Origin of the sequence: Mucilaginibacter sp. AK015 (genome assembly GCF_014200785.1) — a bacterium.
Lineage (GTDB): Bacteria > Bacteroidota > Bacteroidia > Sphingobacteriales > Sphingobacteriaceae > Mucilaginibacter.
The window spans coordinates 1,800,498-1,820,158 of record NZ_JACHCV010000001.1; the positions used below are offsets into that span (position 1 = coordinate 1,800,498).

22 protein-coding genes are annotated in these 19,661 nt (G+C 44.0%); 3 read left to right on the plus strand and 19 right to left on the minus strand.

Annotated features, from left to right (window positions below):
• Nucleotides 1-7: 7 nt before the first annotated feature.
• From HDC91_RS08000 to HDC91_RS08075, 16 genes are all read right to left on the minus strand, one after another.
• Nucleotides 8-1,618, minus strand: coding sequence for a NuoM family protein (locus tag HDC91_RS08000; RefSeq protein ID WP_183550269.1), 1,611 nt, complete (start codon nt 1,616-1,618; stop codon nt 8-10).
• Nucleotides 1,618-3,681, minus strand: a complete 2,064-nt coding sequence (locus HDC91_RS08005; protein ID WP_255476672.1) for an NADH-quinone oxidoreductase subunit L — start codon at nt 3,679-3,681, stop codon at nt 1,618-1,620. Before HDC91_RS08005 ends, HDC91_RS08000 begins: the two co-directional genes overlap by 1 nt.
• Nucleotides 3,678-4,520 (minus strand): hypothetical protein, encoded by an 843-nt coding sequence (locus tag HDC91_RS08010; protein ID WP_183550272.1) that lies wholly within the window; start codon nt 4,518-4,520, stop codon nt 3,678-3,680. Before HDC91_RS08010 ends, HDC91_RS08005 begins: the two co-directional genes overlap by 4 nt.
• Entirely contained in the window at nt 4,517-4,825 is a 309-nt protein-coding gene (gene nuoK / locus HDC91_RS08015) for an NADH-quinone oxidoreductase subunit NuoK (protein ID WP_162431368.1), read from the minus strand. The genes HDC91_RS08010 and nuoK overlap by 4 nt, the downstream gene beginning before the upstream one ends.
• Nucleotides 4,822-5,343, minus strand: coding sequence for an NADH-quinone oxidoreductase subunit J (locus HDC91_RS08020; protein ID WP_255476673.1), 522 nt, complete (start codon nt 5,341-5,343; stop codon nt 4,822-4,824). Before HDC91_RS08020 ends, nuoK begins: the two co-directional genes overlap by 4 nt.
• Nucleotides 5,344-5,369: 26 nt before the next feature.
• Entirely contained in the window at nt 5,370-5,960 is a 591-nt protein-coding gene (locus HDC91_RS08025) for a 4Fe-4S dicluster domain-containing protein (protein WP_183550278.1), read from the minus strand.
• A 66-nt stretch (nt 5,961-6,026) separates the two neighbouring features.
• Nucleotides 6,027-7,097 (minus strand): NADH-quinone oxidoreductase subunit NuoH, encoded by a 1,071-nt coding sequence (gene nuoH, locus HDC91_RS08030; RefSeq protein ID WP_183550281.1) that lies wholly within the window; start codon nt 7,095-7,097, stop codon nt 6,027-6,029.
• A 296-nt stretch (nt 7,098-7,393) separates the two neighbouring features.
• A complete protein-coding gene (locus HDC91_RS08035; protein ID WP_183550284.1) occupies nt 7,394-7,672 on the minus strand; it encodes a hypothetical protein in 279 nt (92 codons plus the stop codon).
• A 165-nt stretch (nt 7,673-7,837) separates the two neighbouring features.
• Nucleotides 7,838-8,677, minus strand: a complete 840-nt coding sequence (gene murI, locus HDC91_RS08040) for a glutamate racemase (protein ID WP_183550287.1) — start codon at nt 8,675-8,677, stop codon at nt 7,838-7,840.
• Between the two features lie 61 nt (nt 8,678-8,738).
• Nucleotides 8,739-9,251 carry an OmpH family outer membrane protein gene (locus HDC91_RS08045; protein WP_162431363.1) on the minus strand — a complete coding sequence of 171 codons (513 nt, stop codon included), beginning with the start codon at nt 9,249-9,251 and terminating at the stop codon, nt 8,739-8,741.
• 51 nt (nt 9,252-9,302) lie between these two features.
• The gene (locus HDC91_RS08050) at nt 9,303-9,833 is read right to left on the minus strand and encodes an OmpH family outer membrane protein (protein WP_162431362.1); all 531 of its coding nucleotides are present in this window, start codon (nt 9,831-9,833) and stop codon (nt 9,303-9,305) included.
• 16 nt (nt 9,834-9,849) lie between these two features.
• Nucleotides 9,850-12,402: an outer membrane protein assembly factor BamA gene (gene bamA / locus HDC91_RS08055; RefSeq protein WP_162431361.1), complete on the minus strand. Its 2,553-nt coding sequence runs from the start codon at nt 12,400-12,402 to the stop codon at nt 9,850-9,852.
• 63 nt (nt 12,403-12,465) lie between these two features.
• Nucleotides 12,466-13,206, minus strand: coding sequence for an isoprenyl transferase (locus tag HDC91_RS08060; RefSeq protein ID WP_183550290.1), 741 nt, complete (start codon nt 13,204-13,206; stop codon nt 12,466-12,468).
• Nucleotides 13,207-13,980: 774 nt separating this feature from the next.
• The gene (locus HDC91_RS08065; RefSeq protein ID WP_183550293.1) at nt 13,981-14,505 is read right to left on the minus strand and encodes a hypothetical protein; all 525 of its coding nucleotides are present in this window, start codon (nt 14,503-14,505) and stop codon (nt 13,981-13,983) included.
• 90 nt (nt 14,506-14,595) lie between these two features.
• Nucleotides 14,596-14,925 carry a hypothetical protein gene (locus HDC91_RS08070; protein ID WP_183550296.1) on the minus strand — a complete coding sequence of 110 codons (330 nt, stop codon included), beginning with the start codon at nt 14,923-14,925 and terminating at the stop codon, nt 14,596-14,598.
• Nucleotides 14,918-15,142: a hypothetical protein gene (locus tag HDC91_RS08075; RefSeq protein ID WP_183550298.1), complete on the minus strand. Its 225-nt coding sequence runs from the start codon at nt 15,140-15,142 to the stop codon at nt 14,918-14,920. The genes HDC91_RS08070 and HDC91_RS08075 overlap by 8 nt, the downstream gene beginning before the upstream one ends.
• A gap of 232 nt (nt 15,143-15,374) precedes the next feature.
• Between HDC91_RS08075 and HDC91_RS19980 the strand changes: the two genes are divergently transcribed.
• The 3 genes from HDC91_RS19980 to HDC91_RS08090 are packed head-to-tail and all read left to right on the plus strand — an operon-like array spanning nt 15,375 to nt 17,132.
• Nucleotides 15,375-15,653, plus strand: coding sequence for an AHH domain-containing protein (locus HDC91_RS19980; RefSeq protein WP_370576811.1), 279 nt, complete (start codon nt 15,375-15,377; stop codon nt 15,651-15,653).
• Nucleotides 15,654-15,657: 4 nt separating this feature from the next.
• Nucleotides 15,658-16,386 carry a hypothetical protein gene (locus HDC91_RS08085; protein ID WP_183550301.1) on the plus strand — a complete coding sequence of 243 codons (729 nt, stop codon included), beginning with the start codon at nt 15,658-15,660 and terminating at the stop codon, nt 16,384-16,386.
• Nucleotides 16,387-16,403: 17 nt separating this feature from the next.
• Nucleotides 16,404-17,132, plus strand: a complete 729-nt coding sequence (locus HDC91_RS08090) for a hypothetical protein (protein ID WP_183550303.1) — start codon at nt 16,404-16,406, stop codon at nt 17,130-17,132.
• A gap of 198 nt (nt 17,133-17,330) precedes the next feature.
• On the opposite strand, the gene HDC91_RS08095 is transcribed toward HDC91_RS08090, so the two are convergent.
• From HDC91_RS08095 to HDC91_RS08105, 3 genes are all read right to left on the minus strand, one after another.
• Complete coding sequence (locus HDC91_RS08095; RefSeq protein WP_183550306.1) at nt 17,331-17,852, minus strand: biopolymer transporter ExbD; 522 nt, start codon at nt 17,850-17,852, stop codon at nt 17,331-17,333.
• 130 nt (nt 17,853-17,982) lie between these two features.
• Nucleotides 17,983-18,768 (minus strand): DUF6089 family protein, encoded by a 786-nt coding sequence (locus tag HDC91_RS08100; RefSeq protein WP_183550309.1) that lies wholly within the window; start codon nt 18,766-18,768, stop codon nt 17,983-17,985.
• Between the two features lie 10 nt (nt 18,769-18,778).
• Nucleotides 18,779-19,660, minus strand: coding sequence for an NAD kinase (locus HDC91_RS08105; protein WP_162431357.1), 882 nt, complete (start codon nt 19,658-19,660; stop codon nt 18,779-18,781).
• Nucleotide 19,661 lies beyond the last annotated feature (1 nt).

Here is a 19,661-nt window from a genome sequence, read left to right on the forward strand (position 1 = left end):
ATTATGGTTAACGTAAAACGTTTTGAGTGTAAGCAACCAGTGCCAATACCGAATCGTTTATTTTACCGAGCACCAGCGATGGCATAATACCAAGAGCCAGGGCCATAAGTGCCAGCGGTAATAAAGTTGCTGTTTCGCGGAAGTTGATATCGGTTAATGCAGCCTTCCAGCTATCGCCGCCCTTTAACGATACACTGCCAAAGAACATCCGCTGCAGTGTCCACAGGAAATAGGCCGCGCTCAACAAAATACCCACCGAGCCGCAAACCGCCATCCAGTAAGGCAGCAGGCCGTTAACCGAATGTGATTTGAAGGCACCCGCCAGCGAAAAGGCTTCGGCTACAAAAGCAGAAAAGCCCGGTAAACCCAGCGATGCGAAAAACGCTATCATGATATAAACCGTATAACGCGGCATCAGGGTGCCCAATCCACGGAAATTGTAGATATCCCTGTCGTGCACGCGGTTGTATATAACGCCCACCAGGAAGAACAGCATGGTTGATAAAAAGCCGTGACTAACCATTTGCAGCACCGCGCCGCTGATGCCCTCGGCAGTGTTAGAGGCAATGCCCAATAATACAAACCCCATGTGCGATACCGAGGAATAAGCTATCATACGTTTCAGGTCGCGTTGTGCAAGGGCGTTGAAAGCGCCGTATAAAATAGAGATAACTCCAAGCAGCCCAAGCCAAAAGGCCCCTGTAAAGGCAACATCAGGGAAGATACCAATACAAATACGTATGATACCGTACCCCCCTATTTTTAACAATATACCCGCAAGGATAATTGATACAGGGGTAGGCGCCTCTACGTGGGCATCGGGCAGCCAGGTATGCAGCGGTACCACAGGCACCTTAATAGCGAAGGCAATAAACAGTACCACAAAGCCAACCGTACGCGCGGGCATCCCCAATATGGTAGCGTGACTTAACACCGAGAACACCGAACCTTCGATATAGTTAGCCGGGTTCATCATATGGATGATGTTAAAGGTATGATTACCCGTGGCCGGATCGGTAACCGACAGGTATAAACCCACCATTACCAACAGCATAAATACAGAGCCGAACAGCGTGTAGAGGAAAAACTTGATTGCCGCGTATTCGCGCCTTGCACCGCCCCACATCCCTATCAGGAAGTATAATGGCAGCAGCATCAGCTCGTAAAAGGTATAAAAAAGGAAGAAATCCAACGCGCAGAACACACCTATGACAGCCATATCTAACAACAGAAACAGCGCAAAGAACCCTTTTAAATTACTTTTTATTTCCCAGGATGCTATGGCAGCTATCACCATCACCAGCGATGTCATTACCAATAACGTAACCGATATACCGTCAATCCCCACAAAATATTCTATCTGCATTTTGCCTATACTGCCCAGGTTAAGGCTTATCCACGGCAGCTTTTGCACAAACTGAAACTGGCCCTCAGCACTTATGCCTGCATGCGCTGCCCCGGTTTGAAAGTGCATATAAACATATATGCTGAAGCACAGCTGCAGGACGGTTGCAAACAGCGTAATATATTTGAAACTGGCTCGCAGCGATGATGGCAGCAGCAAAATTACCAGGCCAAATAAAATGGGTGTAAAAATGAGCAGGGTTAATATATTCATCAGGTCCAGATCAGTTTTAATATAAATACGGTGATAAGCACTAACAACATGCTGTATAAATAATATTGGATTTTGCCGCTTTGAAACCGGCGCGCAAACCCACCAATGGCGTGTACAATATCGGCAATCAGGTGCAATATGCCATCAACTATATATCTGTCGAGCCAGGCGGCGATAGCGGCAAGGGCGATACCTGCTTTTTCCAGCAGAGCAACCAATCCATCCACCACTTTCCGGTCGAACCAGTACGAAGCCTTGCTGAGCCACATCACAAAGCGAACGATAACACGGTTATAAAATACATCTATATACCACTCGTTGAACGAGATGCGGAACAGCAGCCCCGTTTGCGGGAACGACCAGGTATTGCGTTTTACATAAATAGCATAAGCCGCATAAATTACCACTACGCTTAAAATATTTACCAGTACAGGGATTATGTAGTGGTACATGTTTTCGCGGGCTAAAAAGTTTGCCTGCAAAAACCCTTTGTACAGCCAGGCGTCTTCATAAAAAACCGGGCTGTATGAAAACACCGGGAATAAGCAGCAAATAGCTAAAAATATCAACGGCAGTTTGTATTGCCAGTTGCCATCGCCCATGTGGATATGGATATGCGGATTCATTTTTTGCAGACGGAACTCTCCGAAGAAAACTTTTACAATAAGCCTCGCCACGTAAAACGCGGTTAGCCAACTGGTGAATAGCGCCGTGTAAGGCACTAATTTCAGGATACCAGATCTATTGTCGCTCCAATCAAATGCCTGTATCAGGATACCATCTTTTGACAGGTAGCCCGATGTAAGCGGTAAACCAACAAGCGCCAGCCCGCCAATCAAGGCAGCGATAAAGGTTAGGGGCAGTTTTTTGCGGAGGCCGCCCATGTGCAGGATATTTTGCGGATCGATATCGAGGTTGTTATCGTCCTTAATATGTTTTACCTGGTGGATAACAACACCCGCGACAAGGAACAGCAGGCATTTGAAAAAGGCATGCGTTGCCAAGTGGAACAGCGATGAAGAATAAGCCCCAACACCCATTGCCATCACCATAAAGCCTAATTGCGATATGGTAGAATACGCCAGGATGCGCTTCAGGTCGTTTTGCGTAAGAGCGATAGTTGCCGCCATGAAAGCGGTAAAGCAGCCAACAATAGCCAGTATGGTTAGTTCAGTTCCGTTAAACATGGGGTAGAACCGGCCTAACAAAAATACGCCTGCCGCCACCATGGTTGCTGCGTGGATAAGCGCCGATACCGATGTAGGGCCTTCCATGGCGTCGGGCAGCCAGGTGTGTAAGGGGAACTGCGCTGATTTAGCTGCAACAGCCAGGAAAACCCCACCGAAGGCTATGTATTGCCACAGGGCCGGGATGCTGCCGATGGCAGACGTCCATTCGCCATTGGTAATATTGGATAAGGAGATCAATCCCTTGTTGCCAAACAGCGTTTCAATGTCAAATGTATTGAACTGGGTGTAAAGGATAATGATCGCTGTAAGCAAACCGATATCCCCTATCCTGTTCATGATAAAGGCTTTTTTATTGGCGATGATGGCACTCTGGCGGGTAAACCAAAAACCAATGAGCAGATATGAGGAGAAACCTACCAGTTCCCAAAAGGCATAGAGCAGTATCAGGTTATCAACCACTACCAACGCCAGCATGCTAAAACAAAACAGACTTAAATAACGGAAGTAACGGCTGTATCCATCGTCATCCTTCATGTAAGCGGTAGAGTAAATATGCACCGGCAACGCGATAACCGATACCAGCAACAGCATCAACACCGAAAGGTTATTGAGCAATATACCCGCCTGTACCTTAGTAGCGCCAATGGTAAACCAAACCTGTTGGGCATGGATGGTATGGTTATTCCAAACATTAAAAAACACGCTACCGGCCAGTACCGTGCTTGCCAGTATGGCCACCGTGGATACCCAGCCCGAAGCCTTGCTTTTACCTAATAGTAAAAAGTTTACCACAAAAGCAGCAAAAGGCAACACCACTGTAATAATTGCAAGGGTTACGGTTTGCGCATCGTTATATGGCAGGGTTGGCTTCAATTTTCCGGTTGGTTTAATTCAATGGTTACTTTGGCAGGCGTACGGTTTTTGCGTTTACCGCCCGGCGGAGTAAAACTTACCGATTTAACACCCGCGTTATACACATTTAGTAATTTGATCAGGTCTTCTTCTTTACCGCCAGTCAGGGTTGTGCCATCGCCCAAGATATAAAGTACACCGTTGTCATTTCCCCTGCGGCTCCTGATATAGGTTTTGTAGGCTTTTGACAGGGTGCCGAATTTCCATTGGTAGAGCTTTTTGCCGTAGACTTTAGTGGTTACGCTTATGGTGGTGTCATTGTCTTTAGATCCTGTAAATTTCGGCTCTATCAGCGTATCAATACTCAATATCTTTTTAGGGTCAAGGTCCTCAACATTTCCATAGGTAACTTCCTCGTTAAACAAGAAAGATTTTTTTACCGTTGGCGGCTTAGGCGAGGGCAAAACGTTATTACCTGCATTTGCCGGCAATTGCTGCTTTGTTTTAATGATGATAGCGCCCGCAGCGGCTTTAGGCCCATACATTATCCTGGCGCCTTTACGCTTTATCACCGACACATCAATAATATCGTCTACATTCAGGTCTTGCAGCCTGCCGTTGTAAACGGTGTCGTTTATCAGCACAAAAGGTTTTTCCAGTTCTTCGGGCGGGTCGGTAAATACAATTCTTTTATCGGGCCCCATAGCCACATATTGAAAGTCAGGTTCCGTCTTTTCAATGGCCTTATGCCGTACCGAACGCTTAGCAGTACGCCTAACCTTCTTTTTCGCACGCTTTTTATGTTGGGCAAACGCACCAACAGAAAGCAGTATAAGCAGTATTAAAAGGAGCTTTTTCATTGATCTTTTAACTGGTTTATCCTGTCGGGATCGATGGTTTTGTACCGCCGGTATACATTTAGTATAATAGCCAGCGCTACCGCTGTTGTAGCGGCGGCCAGCACAATTGCAAACAGCGCGAACATTTGTCCGCCATTGTTTGTACGGTCATATTTGCCAAAAGCCACCAGGTTTAAAATGGCGGCATTCAGCATCAGTTCAATCCCTATCAAAATTTGTATGGTGTTTTTTTTTGATACGATAATGAACAGGCCCGTGCAAAACAGCACCACGCTCACTATCATAAAATCGCTTAGGTTGATCATGCTTCGGCAGCCTCCTTTCGCGACAGGTGGGCTGCACCCACAAGGGCTATCATCAACAATATAGATACTACCTCAAAAGGCAGCAAATAGCGTGTCATTAAATTTACGCCGATGTTATTAATACCGCTACCATTAACGGGCACTACATTTTTGCTGGCTACGGCAGCTTTTACCCAGGGCAGGTTATTTACATCGGCTTTAAATATTACGTTTAGCATCACTATCAAAAACAAGGACGCCAAAAATAACGCAGGTATATTTTTCAGGCTGATGAAGTTGCCCGGATGTTTTTCTGCGGCGACCAGCGCTTCCCTGCCTGAAAGCATAAAAGCGAATAATATCAGTACCAAGATACCCCCAACGTATATTACTATCTGGGTAACAGCCACAAAATCGGCCAGGGCCAGCACATATAAGCCGGCCAAACCAAACAGCGTTACAAAAAACATAAATATACTGCGCACCAGGTTTTTGCCGGCGGCAACTACCAGCGCCGAGCCCAGTGTTATAAAGGCCATTGTATAAAACAGTATTTGTACTAAACTCATGCCCCGCCCTCCTTTGCCTTCATGGCGGCCAGTTTTGCTGCCTGTTTTTCGGCGGTTTGTTTTTCAAGAAGCATGCGCTTTTCAGCCGCCTCCTCAGGCGACATATCCGAAAATTCGTAAGTGAGGTTTCCCAGGTCAAACACGGTCCGGTCATACTGGTTGGTCATGATGATGCATTCGGTGGGGCACACAATGGTGCATAGGCCGCAATACATACATTTGGCCATATCAATATCAAACTTAGCGGCGTACAATAGTTTTTTCGACCCGTCGGATGTTTCACCGATGCTGCCTTCAGTCGACTTTATCGACTCAATATCGATGCAGTTTACCGGGCAAATCTTGGCGCACAGGTCGCACACTATGCAATCGTCAATCTCTACATCCAACTGGTAGCGGCCAACTTCGGGCACCGGCAGCTCCTGTTTAGGGTACTGTATGGTATTGGTGTTATTTTGCTGATGAAAATAGTTATCGTTGGTAATAGGCGTAACGTTACGTTTCGCATTTGAGGCAAACAAAGCCTTTACGGTAAGGGATAGCCCCTTCCATGCCGTTGTAAAACCGTTTATTGCTCTCTTTATCAAATCCTAAACTTAAATACTAAATAATTAAAAATCCGAAATCGAAAATCCGAAATCCGAAATCAACCTTTACATTACCCACAGCCGCCATACACCCGATATCAGCATACATACAAACGCAAGCGGGGTCAATACCTTCCAGCAAAGGTTCATCAGCTGGTCTACCCGTAAACGTGGAAGTGTCCACCTGATCCACATTTGCACGCCTACCAGCAGCAGCGTTTTCACCAGCATCCAAAAAATGCCCCATAAGGTGCCGGTGGTCCATATTGCCAAAGTTACCGAACCTATGTTTGGTAAGGGCGTGTTCCATGCACCTAAAAATAAGATAACGCCAACCATCGATACCAGGAACATCATGGAATATTCGGCCAGGAACACCAGGGCGAACTGTAACCCTGTAAATTCGGTATGGAAGCCGGCCACCAACTCCGATTCCGCCTCGGGGATATCAAATGGCGCGCGGTTACTTTCGGCCAGCGATGCGATAAAATATATGGCGAAGGCCACCAGTAAATGCGGCGCCTGGAAAACATTCCATGAAAGTATGCCCCCTATTTGGGATACATCCCAAAAGCCAAAGAACTTTGCTTTATCGGCGGATAGTACACCCTGCTTAACAGCGATATCCTGCAAGTTTAATGTCTGCGCTATCATTATTACGGATATCAGCGCGAAGCCGGCAGGTATCTCGTAAGAAATGATCTGAGCCGCCGAACGCATAGCGCCCAATATTGAATATTTGTTGTTTGACCCCCAACCGGCCATGAGTATACCAAGAGTTTCGATCGAGATGATCGCGAAGACATAATACAGACCTATATTAATATTCGCGGGCACCAATCCGGGCGCCCACGGCAAGGCCGCAAAACCGAGGTAAACGCCTATAAATATGATAACGGGTGCCGCCAGGAACAATATCTTATCAGCCGCCGCCGGAATGATCATTTCCTTTTGCACCATTTTTATCATATCGGCCAACACCTGGAGGGTACCATATTTGCCGGTTTCGGTAGGCCCCAGGCGATGTTGTATAAACGCGCTCACCTTACGTTCGGCGTATACGCCAAACATGGTGAATAACCCCACAAAAGCAAATAATCCTGCTGCTACAATAAAATATGTGAGGTAAAAATTCAAGGGCGCTTGCTTTGGGTGCAAACTTAATAAATGATGGGGATAGTTGACTGGTTTGGTAGTTGTTTTTTACAATAGGGGCCGGGCACCTGAACTGGTATGACTTGCACGGTTATTAAGGGCAAGGTGTAAGAAGTATTGTGGTGAAGCAATCCCCGCGTTTGCCTTCGTGAGGACAGGTAGTGTGCTGTATGAGCCGTCAGTGGATGTTACTTTCTTTTCTCTCAAAAGAAAGTAACCAAAGAAAAGTCGCGGCTGCGCCCTGTTCTGTGAAAGGATGTGCTTTATCAGTTGTTGTGCTATCCGAACAGGCCAATGCCGCATTTTTGGCTAACGTTCCGTTCGTCAGTTTCGACCTTCAAGAGCGTTGGGCTTCCTGTCAGAGTGAGCGGGCCGGGTGCTGGCGGGAATGACGGTTTAGCTTTTTTCGATGGATTGGAGCGCAGCGAACAATCGAGAAAAAAAGCGTTAAGAACCGGCAGGGCGGGCGGAAGCATCACTCTGACTTGATCTTTTGCTTCTTTTGTATCAAGGCAAAAGAAGTAGCCATCCGCGGCAATGAGCGGGCTAACGTTCATTCAAAGCACAACACTTTAACAGCGCTTCGTGAGGGATGGCAGTGAGTTATTGAGCCGTTAGTGGATGTTACTTTCTTTTCTCTCAAAAGAAAGTAACCAAAGAAAAATCGCGGCTGCGTCCTGTTCTGTGAAAGGGTGTGCTGAGGCAATGCCTGTGCTACCCGATCAACACCCTTCTCTTACATCAACAAAACTGCTTATAATTTCGCTGCCGAAAAACTGCGAAGCGTGGCTGTTAAATTCCGGCGTGTCATCCATTGTGGTGTAAAAACGGCGGTCGCCGGTTTTGCTGAGCCGTTGTTCCATTTCAGGATGGCGGTGCAGGTAATCTGTTAAACTCGCGGCCACAATATCGCCCTGGGCCACCACCTTTATATTGGCCGGCAGGTGGGCCTTTATCTTATCCTGCAAAAGGGGGTAATGGGTACACGCCAGCAAAATGGTATCTATACCGGCTGATTGCTGCATCAGCTGATCGAGGTATAACTGCACGTAGTAGTCGGCACCGGGCTTATTGTACTCGCCATTCTCTATCAAAGGTACCCAAAGCGGGCATGCCTGCTGAAAGACTTCAAGATGAGGGAAAAAACGCGCTATCTCTAACAGGTATGATCCTGACTGTACGGTCCCCTTGGTACCCAGTACGCCGATTTTTTTTGTTTGGGTATAAGTGCCGATTACTTCGGCAGTGGGCCGGATAACACCAAGCACACGCTTATCAGCATGGCTGCGGGGCATATCCTGCCGCTGTATAGTACGCAACGCTTTTGCCGATGCTGTGTTGCAGGCCAATATTACCAGCGGGCAACCTTGCTTAAACATCCACTGTACGCATTCCCAGGTGTATTGATGTATGGTATTGAAAGACCGGTTACCATACGGCGCCCTTCCATTATCACCCAGGTATAAATAATCATAAGCCGGCAACCGCTCTACAATTGAACGGAACACGGTTAAGCCACCAATACCCGAATCAAATACGCCGATAGGGCTCCCTGTTAACATATCTCAAAAATAAAAAAGCGCCCCGTAATGGAGGCGCTTTATAAATAATTTAATTTTCAGATTATTTCAATCCTAATTTAAGCTTTACTGCAGCCATCAGGTCATCGGCAGCCGGCGATACCACTAAATATTCGCTGGTGGTATCTAATACATACGAGTAACCTTTTTCCTTCGCAACGGCTTCAACCGCCCCGCGCGCTTTGTCGATAAGTGGTTTACCTAACTCACCGCGTTTGGTCTCAACCTTTTGCTGTGAAGACTGTTGGTAATCCTGTAAACGCTTAGCCAGATCCTGTAACTCGGTTTCTGCAGCGCCGCGTGCCGCATCGGTCATTTTATCCCTGCCGGTTTGGTAGGCCTGGCCTTTGGTTTGGTATTCGTTATTCATTGCGGTTAACTGGTCAATGAATTGTTTTTGATAAATTTCAAGCTGAGATTTTACTGTTTTGGTCTCAGGCATCATGTCAATCAATTGCGAAAAATTGATGTGACCAATTTTTGACTGCGCCTGGGCAAAGTTGCCTGCAAATAACATTCCTGCTGCAACTAAAGCAACTTTAAATAGTTTTTTCATTTCTGTTCTTCTGTGTTTAATAATAGTTCTGATTTTTTAAATATAAAATTTTTATTTGGCAAATACACCCGGCTTCAACCCCAAGCGGGTTATTACCGCATCGCTTTTGTTATAACGCGGATTTGCGTACAGCATTATAACTTCGCTGTTTTTGTCAAATATCATGTCCAGGTTTTCGCTTTCGGCAACAGCCTGTACAGCTTTAGACACTCTATCCTGTATTGGTTTAATTAGGGCATTGCTTTTTTTAGAAAGCTCGCCATCCGGACCAAATATCTGGCGCTGGTAGTCCTTGGCCTGCTTCTCTTTATCCACTATTTCCGCTTCGCGGCGTTTACGCATTTCGGGGGTCATTAAAACCTGATCGGCCTGGTACGCTTTATACAAACGGTCAATCTCCTGGAAACGGCCGTCAACATCCTTTTGCCATGACTCTGATAACGAGGCCAGCTGCTTTTGTGATGATGTGTACTCGGGCATGTGCTTTAATATGTAATCCGAATCAACATACGCAAACCGTTGTGCCAGCGCCGCTGTGCAGGCTGTAAACGTAATAAAAAGTACTAATATTATCTTTTTCATAAACTGCTATGCAAATTTAGTTAAATCCTCCGCTTAAGCTCTGTGAAATTGTAAAATGGAAATGGCCTTTGTTGGCATCGGGCTGGCCCGGTATTTTATCAAAACCATAACCATAATCTAAGCCTAACAAGCCAAATATCGGTAAAAATATCCTTGCACCCACACCAACCGAACGCCTAACATTAAACGGATTAAACTGGTTAAAATTATCCCAAACGTTACCACCTTCGGCAAAACCAAGCAGGAATATAGTGGCCGACTGACCGGTAATTACCGGGTGCCTTAGCTCAAACGTATATTTATTGTAAATAGCGCTACCTTGGTTTGTATTGGCATTTAAGTTTGAGCCTACCGGCACTATCGAGAAGTTTTCGTAACCACGCAAACCTACCACATCGGTACCTTGTAAAAACTGGTAACTTTGCATACCATCGCCGCCCAGTTTAAACCGCTCGAATGGTGACGGGCCTACCAGCTTGTTATACTGGCCCAGGTAACCAAAGCGCACCTGCGACATCAGCACCAGTTTACCGGTTATCCGCTGGAACCACTGCGCGTCAAATTTCCATTTATAATACTCAACAAAGTGATACCTTTCTTCGGGAGTAGCTACCTTATAATTGATATTGTTAAATAATGAATATGGCGGCGTTGCCTGTATGGTAAGCTTAATATTTGAACCTGATGTAGGATAAAGCGGCATATCAATAGAGTTGCGGCTTAACTCCTGGGTTAATTTGATATTGTACGATGTACCGTTCTGGAAAAGGTAACCGCCGTAATTATCCAGGTCATAGTGATCTACGTTTAACGAGTAGTTTAGCTGGAAATAGTTATCGGGCCAGTTTAAACGTTTACCTAAAGTTACACCGATGCCGTTTATACGCAATTTATTGTAATAAGGGCTCGATTTAGGATAATATTGCCCCGTTGAGCTGCCTTGCGTGTAAGCAGATAAAGCAAAATAAATTGGTTTTTTACCACCCAGCCACGGTTCAGAGAACGTAAACGAGAAGTTTTGATAAGTACGCCCGCTGGATTGACCCCTTAAACTTAATTTTTGGCCATCGCCTTTTGGCAGTGGTTTGTAAGCTTTAAGATTGAATATGTTACGCAGGGCAAAGTTGTTAAACGTTAAACCCAGGGTACCTACCAGCTGGCCGCCCCCAAAACCACCCGAAAGCTCGATCTGATCCGATGGTTTTTCAACCACGTTGTAAACCAAGTCTACCGTACCATCTGCCGGGTTAATATTGGTTGGCCTTGGTTCGGTTTTTTGCTCATCAAAATTGCCCAGCTGGCCAATTTCGCGCGCGCTGCGTATCAATAATTCCTTATTAAATTTCTGCCCTGGCTTGGTCCTTATTTCGCGCATTACTACTTTATCATTGGTAACATCGTTACCTTTAAGCAGTACGCGGTTAATGGTATATTGCGGGCCCTCGTATATCCTGATATCCAGATCAACGGTATCGTTATAGATACGTGTTTGCACTGGGTCGGCCTGGAAAGTTAAATAACCATCATTTAAATACAACGATGAAACGTCATCGTTATTTGGCGTTGGGCCGGTTAAACGCTTATTCAGTTCTTCTTCGCTGAATACCTGCCCTTTTTCGATCTGCAGTATCCTGGTTAAAGCTTCTGTAGGATAACGGGCGTTGCCTGAAAATTTGATGTTACCAAAATAATATCGAGGCCCCTCGTAAACTTTAATTTTTACATCAACAGATTTTTCATCGTGTTTGGTAACCGTATCGCTTAAAACTTCGGCATCGCGGTAGCCTTTGCCCTGCATTTTTTCTACAAGGGTTTGTTTGTCTTCCTCGTATTTATCCTGCTTAAACTTTTTGTTGCCGAATATGTGCCAAAACTTTTTCTCGCGTGTATTTTTAAGAAACTTGCGAAGCTTAGCGTCAGAGAAAGCTTTGTTTCCCTCAAATGTTACGCTGTTTATTTTAACTTTCGATCCTTTATTTACAGCTACGTCCAATATAACGCTGTTAGGGTCGCCGGGGTCTTTTGTTTGCTTTATATTAACGGTTGTATTCAGGTAACCCTTTTCGTTAAAATGCTTTTTAATGATAGCGGTGGTAGTGCTCAGCAGGTTTTCGTTTACAATTTTGCCCGTTTTATCGTTCAGTTTTTTGTTAACGTCCTCAATTTCGCCCTTCCGGATACCGGTAATATGTAAACGTGACAAACGCGGACGCTCCACAACAGCTATTTGCAGGTATATGGTATCCATATTTATCCGGGTAACGTTTAGCTGCACATCGTCAAAAAGGCCTTGCTTATAAAGGTCCTTAATTACGTTGGCGTTTGCTTCGCCCGGCAAATTGATCCTGTCGCCTTTATTTAATTTAGATATGGTAAGCAGTATATCTTTGTCAACATATTTGGCACCCGATACGGTAATATCGCCTATGATATAATCTTTAGGGTTAAGGTAGCTTAAGCTATCGGCCGATATGGATTGAGACAACGGAGATTGCCTTGAACCATTAACCTGTGCCAGTGCTGCGGTGCTTATAATAGAGAAGAAAAGGGCAAAAAAAACTTTATTCATCCGAATATTTTAGTGGGCTAAAAATAATTTATACAGTTGTTAAAAAGTGTTAAAAGTAAAAATTTAGTTTACCTGCTCACTTGTCATCCCAAAACGGCGCTCGCGTTTCTGGAAATCGAGTATAGCCTCGTATAGATCTTCGCGCCTGAAATCAGGCCAAAGTTTTGTAGTAAAGTATAGCTCGGCATAGGCAATTTGCCACAGTAAATAATTACTTATGCGGTATTCGCCGCTCGTCCTGATCAACAGTTCGGGGTTTGGCATACCGCCGGTATATAAATTATCTTCAAACATTTTTTCGTCAATATCGGCGGGCTGCAATTCCCCGCTTTGTACTTTAGCAGCCAGATTTTTAGCGGCGTTCACAATTTCGCCCCTCGAGCTGTAGCTTAAAGCAAGGGTAAGTACTAGCCCGGTGTTATCAGCTGTTTGGTTGATGGCGTTTTGCAACTCCTTATGGCATTTGCCCGGCAGCATGCTCAGGTCGCCAATGGCATTCAAACGTACATTGTTCTTCATCAGCTTGGCAATCTCCTTATTAAGAGTACTGATAAGGAGTTCCATAATAGCGGTTACCTCAAATTTTGGCCGGCTCCAGTTTTCGGTGCTAAAGGTGTATAACGTTAAATACTCGATGCCTAACTCACCGGCACCCTCAACAATATCTCTTACAGACAGCACCCCGTTATGATGGCCAAACACCCTTAACTTGCCTTTGCCCTTGGCCCACCGCCCGTTACCGTCCATAATAACGGCTATATGCCGGGGTAATTTCTGAAGATCTATCTGGTCCTTATAACTCATTTCCCGAAGGGCTTTAACAGCCTGGTTTGGGCTGCTGCACCTGTTGCTTTGTAAAATTTAAAACCTTTTTTAGCAAAGCTTTCAATTACTTATGCTATTTTTTTCAGGTGACAAAGGTAAAACTTAATTGTATTTATTTTAGTATGCGGTAAAAAGAAATAATTGCAGGGTGAGGTTTAAAATACTGCACGAGGTGGGTAAATTTGATATGCAGGCCATTTGTTTTAAAACAACGGAAGTTACCTGATGGAAAAGAGCTTTACCGATTTGAAAGATTGAACATTCAACTTATGATGACCCTGCTAAACAGAAAGCAATTGTACAGGAAAAACGATACCCTTATTCCATCTACATGAAAACGTTCACATAAAGCTTGAGAAATACAACGACGACGAAGGTAAGCTTACTTGGATCAACGTAAGATCACCCACTTCCTGGCGCAACCAATAACTTACTATAGTGGGCTAACCAGGAGTACCTCAAGGGCGACAGCTCCATGCTCGAGACCATGTTCCTTAAGTAGCATCAACCGTTTAGTTTCTTTCAAGGCGCCTCGAGGCGCCTTTTTCATATATGGGCGGGAGCCCGGCTTGCAATAACAATTTCATGACAGGGCGTGACGGGGTCAATAGTGAGGTAAATGTTAATATAAAATTGGATTTAATATTTAAGTTCCCGATTCTAAAACACAAGACGTTTCCGTTGCGAATGCGCATTACGAAGTAATTTTTTTGGTTATAACTACAACTTAATTTATTGAATATTATTAAAAGACTAAAATTGGATATCTCTAATAGATGCCAGGTTTTGGATTGGGAACTCTTTATCCCAGTCAATATGATAAGGGGCGGTATTGGTTCGAACCTTATTACTTACAGCTTTATTATTTCTATACTCCACTATTCGAACAGCTATATAATAGAGTTTATCTTTATGTCCATATAAAATCTGCTCTTCAAATATTTTCCCTTTTAATAATAAATTAACAACGTACCTGCCCTTATTTTCTATTCCTTTAAACCCTGGAAGGCTGAATTTAACCATGGAATGGGGAGAAATATAATCTTCAAAAACCAATGGATTCGAGCAATTATCAAAACAGGATTTTTCAATGACCCTGCGTACACCTATAGTGGTTTGGCGACACGTCAAAAATTCATCATAATTTATTGTTTGTATAGTTAAGTTAAGCACTGGTAAATCGCTATTATTTATGAGGCCGCCGTCAATTCTATTTGCAGAAACTGTACTAAATGCGAACACAGGAACACTGTCGGACCCTTCAATTCTTTTAGTCAAATTATCGGCAGCAAGCCTGAGCTGATTAGCTGATTTAGTTTGCGATGTTACGATAAGTTTAGACTGTTCGGAGTTATAGTGTTCAAGCTTTTACCGTAACGAGTCGTTTTTATTTACCAAACGAGCACTGATTTTTACAAGTGAATCGTTGCTGGTTTGAAAATTACCCAACTTTTGAGATACGTCCTTTTTTTCCTGATTACTATAAGCGTTGGATGCTATGATATTAAAGATTGAAACAATTGTTACCACCCCAACAACTACAGCTATGACTTTAGCTTCTTTCTTAAGAACTGTAGTTCGAGCTCGAAAATCTCGGAATAACGTTACCCATGAAATTAACGCCGTTAAAATTGACGCTAGGATTTGGGAAGTTGCTGCACCGTCGGCTTCAAAATATTTAAAAATCACTTTAAGCATACTCAAATCTACAGCTTTTTTCTATCCTATAACACGCCGTTGCACCCAGGCACTTGCGTATCATGATCAAACCGCAGCAGGCCCAAAAAATATTTGAGTTAACCGATGCGGCAGGCAGGCCGAAACCTTTAGCCTGTTGGCCATAACTGCCAATATCAATCCTGATACCTGTTGTTGGTGAGGTTGCCGACCTAACGAATGGGGTTTTATACACCATTGAAGGCAAGGGTGTTGATGCCACTTTAAGCTACGCATCGGCTATACCAATAGCTGGGTGGTTTGCAGCAGGTGCCAAGTTTGCCAAAAAAACCATTGTACTGGCCGACGGCACCAAAACCACGCTTAAATGGGCCGTTAAAATTGGCGATATAGTTCATTTTGGCGACCGCGGACAGCTACGGAAAATTTTAAATCTGGCCAAAGGCGATGCGCGAATAGCCCACCACGTAATACCCTGGGCTAAACAGACAGAGGCAGTTATACAAAAAGCAGCCAAATCAAAAAAAGCTTTTCATATGAACAGCGCCTTAAATGGCATACCTTTAAATACATCCGTACATTTGGGGAGCCATACTGTATATGATGGAAAAGTTGCAAGAAGATTGAACTTGATAGATAAAAACCTGTCGCCGGAGGCAACGGCTGACGCTATTGAAGATCTTATTAATGAAATTAAAAGCAAAATGATAGCAAATCCAAATACACATGTTAACGATTTAATATTTTAACACTATGGCTTATTATATTCTTAATGAAAGTTTAAATAGAAAAATATTAGGTAAATATCCGCAAGTGGAAAATACGGTATATAGTTGTGATAGCTGGGAAGACCCCCGGTTTATAGAACATGAATCGGTAAGTTTTGAAAAAGTAAATTTTACCCCAATAACTGCTAAGGCCATCCTGGCAAAAAAGGCGAGGCTTAACGATTTTATGTATCCGGGCGGTATGGGTTTCTCTAAAAAGCCATTAATCAGTGGTAAGCTTAAATCCATCTTGGAAGTTACCGACAAACAGGGACTGCAGATTTACAATTCCCCTGTTATTTACCAGGGCAACGAGATAGAGGACTATTGGGTGTTAAATCCTTATATATTTGATATGCAGGCCATAGACTTTAAAAATGTGGATGTTTATCTAATGGAAAAGTATGTTCATAAAATTAAAAAGCTTGATGTATTGACTTACGAGGATTTTATTAAACAAAAAGCAATGATACAAGAAAAAGGATATCCCTATTCCATCTACATTGAAAACGTACATATCCTGGAAAACACAACCAGTGATTTTTTGATATTGGAAAATGTTGAAGGCGGCGTGATGTATCTGGTATCCGAAAGGCTCAAACAGCACCTGGAGGCTGAGGGCATCACGGGAATAGAATATCAGCCATCTTATATTTCCTTTAATGAGTGGCTGGCAAAAGGCGGCCTTCGGGAACAGTTATATGGGAAGGCTTAGAGAATTATTTTAATACAATGGTTTATTACATCCTTAGAAATAGCCTAAATAGAAAAATAACAGGCAAATACCCTCAGACGGTAAATGCGGAATATAGCTGTAGCGTTTGGGACGAGCCTCGGTTTATTGACCATGAGGCGGTGGACTTTAAAAAGGTTAACTTTAACCCTATAACCGCGAAGGCCATACTGGCAAAAAAGGCAAAGCTTACAGATTATATGTATCCGGGCGGCATGGGATTTTCTAAAAAGCCATTGATAAGCGGTAAATTGAAAGCCATTTTGGAGATTACCGACAAACAGGGGCTGCAAATTTATAATTCCCCCGTGATTTACCAGGGGAGCCAGGTAGAAGACTATTGGGTACTGAACCCCTATATATTTGATATGCAGGCCATAGATTTTAAAAAGGCAGAGGTTTACCTGATGGAGATGACGTTTACCAAAGTAAAAAAATTGGATGTATTGACTTATAAGGATTTTGTTATGCAAAAAGCCATAATAAAAGAAAAAGGTTACCCTTATTCCATCTACATCGAAAATGTGCATATCCTGGAAAATATAACCAGTGATTTTTTGGTATTAGAAAACGTTGAAGGCGGGGTAATGTACCTTGTTTCCGAAAGGCTCAAACAACACCTGGAGGCCGAAGGCATAACGGGTATTGAATATCAGCCGTCATATCTCAACTTTAACGAATGGAAAATATCAGGCGGCGCCCGAGAAAAATTGTACGGGAAGGCGTGAAGCCTCACACCGAGCCCCCATCCGGTGGATGGGGGCTTTAAAATCTACCTGCCGGAGGAGGTGCGGTTGCTATCGATCAGAGGGGGTACCAATCGGAGGTTTTCTGAAAATATTTTGCGTTGCAGCCCAGAGCTCTTTCCTTCAGATTCTTCAAAAAACGCCCGAAAAAAGTCGGATAAATTCAAGTTTTCGATACTATCAAAAAGCCTGCATTTTCTTTAGCAAACTAACATCCTTGGGCACTATATCGGCAATAGCGTATTGCTGCACCCCGGTTATGTTCAATTCATCGATCGTGTTTACCAGGTTGCCGTAAACAGCTTTATCAGACGGTTTGATGATCACTATCATACTTTTACCGGTGCTTTGCAGTACGTGCCTCCGGGTTTCAAGTATAGCATGGCGCAGGCCACTCCGGCTATAGTTGGTTATCGCCGGCGCGATAGCTGGCTTATCTGCAATGCCTAAATAATAAATGGCTTTATTGTCTTTACCAAGACAGATGGTCATGGTACGCGATTCTGCCGCACCCGCCGGCTCGCCGCCCACCGGCATAGCTATATTCATTGCTTTTGGTTTTGTTAACGACGTGGTAAGCATAAAAAATGTAATAAGCAGGAATGCAAGATCCACCATCGCGGTACGATCTACCCTTAATGCAGGTTTTTTTGAACGATTTTTATTTCCTGATCTTTCGGGGGTTGAATTTAATTCGGCCATGGCAATACAGTTTAAGGTAAAACAATAGGTTACTCATTATTAAACGTATAAATGTACTGTTTTGTTCCGTTAAACAAAATTAAATTTTGTTTAATTTATTCTTTTAGAATAATATTCTATGCCGTCCGTTTTAGTAATAGCACGCAGATGTTACAAATGTGTAAGAAAGCGTGAAGCCAACAAACAGGTAATAATCCCGGGGTTTAAAGTCGCCCCGCTGAGTACCGGGAGTCCCTATGTAAACATGTGTTTTTTCGCCCGATCGGTCGGCCAGTTTTACGGCCGCGGCACTCGATAACCGGGACGGATCTGCATACAGGCCGCTTACATCGTCAAGGTAATCAGTGGTGGTGTACCTATATCCCAGGTCGGCAGCTACCGTCCACTTGCCCGAAAAATTGTACTTAACGCCGGCGCCAAAAGGAATTACAATAGTGGTGGTTGCATAAGGGTTGCTTTGCCCCTCGGTGCGCAGGGCCCTTAAGCCTACTAACTTGTCATCTAACACAGCCCTTGGGGCGTACGATGTAACACCCGCGCCAAGGTATATATATGGCGTATATTTGTTTTTGCCGGCGTCGGGTATATAGCTCATGAAATTAAACTCGCCCATCAGGCTAAGTTCATTCAAAGGCGTTTTAAAACTGAGGTTCCGATCACGAAATTGCCGGCTGGACGAGGTACTATCGGCACCGCTTATCTGCGCGAAACTGTAGCTTAGCTTTACCCCCAAATAACGGTTAAAGTTTCGTTTCACAAACAAACCGGCAAATCCGCCGCTGGGTTTAACGGGGTTGTTTACATTCAGGTCGCCAATGTAGCCTGCGGCGCCTATTGCCCCTCCTATTTCCCAGGTTTGGGCCTGTACCTTAATAGTGATAAACAATAGTAAAAAAGCTACAAGAAATTTACGCATTAAAGGCAATTTAATAATTACGGGCATCTAAACCCCATAATAGCTTTTTCCTTAACGTAGATAAGTAGCTTTCATTATTAAGGCGCACTAAATTAAGCTTAAAGCCAGCCTTGTACACTTTAAACTGCATGGGCTTATTAACTATAACGGTTCGGCTATCGCACGATACAATATAGTTATTGCCGCGGTAGTCAATATCCAGCGTAAGTGTGCTGGTATCGGGCAATACTACCGGCCTTACATTTAAATTATGCGGCGCAACGGGCGTAAGTGCGATACTGTTTGACTGCGGAAAAATGATAGGCCCGTTACAACTTAGCGAATAAGCGGTTGACCCCGTTGGGGTTGATATAATGATACCGTCGCCCCAATACGAGTTTAAGAACTCGCCGTCAAGGGATACGTGGGTGGTTATCATAGCACTATCGTCGCGCTTATGAATGGTTACATCGTTCAGTGCAAAGTTATTGTCGCCAAACAGGTTTTGTTCTGAATCGATGACCAGCAGTTCGCGGCTGTCTAATGAAAATTCGTGGTTGACAACCGCGTGTATAGCAGCCGCTATATCGCTTTTGTTGATACTTGCCAAAAAGCCGAGCCTGCCAAAATTGATACCGATAACCGGTACACCCGAATCGCGGATAAGGGTCACCACATCCAACAGGGTACCATCACCGCCAAGCGTTAAAAAAATATCGATATGGTTTTTAATAGGTTCTTCGCAATTAAGGGTAGCACATGCAGATATGTCAACATTTCCCTGTAAGTAATCGCTTAGCGCAGGATGTACATAAACGTCAACCTTATGCTGTGCCAGACTATCGAAGACCTGGCGGATATACGGAAACACCGATGGATCATTAAACTGCCTGCCGTAAACTGCTATCTTCATA

Coding starts and splice junctions, on each gene's coding strand:
- HDC91_RS08000 (WP_183550269.1), bottom strand. CDS start 1,618: ATGAATATATTAACCCTGCTCATTTTTACACCCATTTTATTTGGCCTG.
- HDC91_RS08010 (WP_183550272.1), bottom strand. CDS start 4,520: ATGAAAAAGCTCCTTTTAATACTGCTTATACTGCTTTCTGTTGGTGCG.
- nuoK (WP_162431368.1), bottom strand. CDS start 4,825: ATGATCAACCTAAGCGATTTTATGATAGTGAGCGTGGTGCTGTTTTGC.
- HDC91_RS08020 (WP_255476673.1), bottom strand. CDS start 5,343: ATGGCCTTTATAACACTGGGCTCGGCGCTGGTAGTTGCCGCCGGCAAA.
- HDC91_RS08035 (WP_183550284.1), bottom strand. CDS start 7,672: ATGAACGTTAGCCCGCTCATTGCCGCGGATGGCTACTTCTTTTGCCTT.
- murI (WP_183550287.1), bottom strand. CDS start 8,677: ATGTTAACAGGGAGCCCTATCGGCGTATTTGATTCGGGTATTGGTGGC.
- HDC91_RS08045 (WP_162431363.1), bottom strand. CDS start 9,251: ATGAAAAAACTATTTAAAGTTGCTTTAGTTGCAGCAGGAATGTTATTT.
- HDC91_RS08050 (WP_162431362.1), bottom strand. CDS start 9,833: ATGAAAAAGATAATATTAGTACTTTTTATTACGTTTACAGCCTGCACA.
- bamA (WP_162431361.1), bottom strand. CDS start 12,402: ATGAATAAAGTTTTTTTTGCCCTTTTCTTCTCTATTATAAGCACCGCA.
- HDC91_RS08060 (WP_183550290.1), bottom strand. CDS start 13,206: ATGAGTTATAAGGACCAGATAGATCTTCAGAAATTACCCCGGCATATA.
- HDC91_RS08070 (WP_183550296.1), bottom strand. CDS start 14,925: ATGCTTAAAGTGATTTTTAAATATTTTGAAGCCGACGGTGCAGCAACT.
- HDC91_RS08075 (WP_183550298.1), bottom strand. CDS start 15,142: ATGGTGTATAAAACCCCATTCGTTAGGTCGGCAACCTCACCAACAACA.
- HDC91_RS08085 (WP_183550301.1), top strand. CDS start 15,658: ATGGCTTATTATATTCTTAATGAAAGTTTAAATAGAAAAATATTAGGT.
- HDC91_RS08090 (WP_183550303.1), top strand. CDS start 16,404: ATGGTTTATTACATCCTTAGAAATAGCCTAAATAGAAAAATAACAGGC.
- HDC91_RS08095 (WP_183550306.1), bottom strand. CDS start 17,852: ATGGCCGAATTAAATTCAACCCCCGAAAGATCAGGAAATAAAAATCGT.
- HDC91_RS08100 (WP_183550309.1), bottom strand. CDS start 18,768: ATGCGTAAATTTCTTGTAGCTTTTTTACTATTGTTTATCACTATTAAG.
- HDC91_RS08105 (WP_162431357.1), bottom strand. CDS start 19,660: ATGAAGATAGCAGTTTACGGCAGGCAGTTTAATGATCCATCGGTGTTT.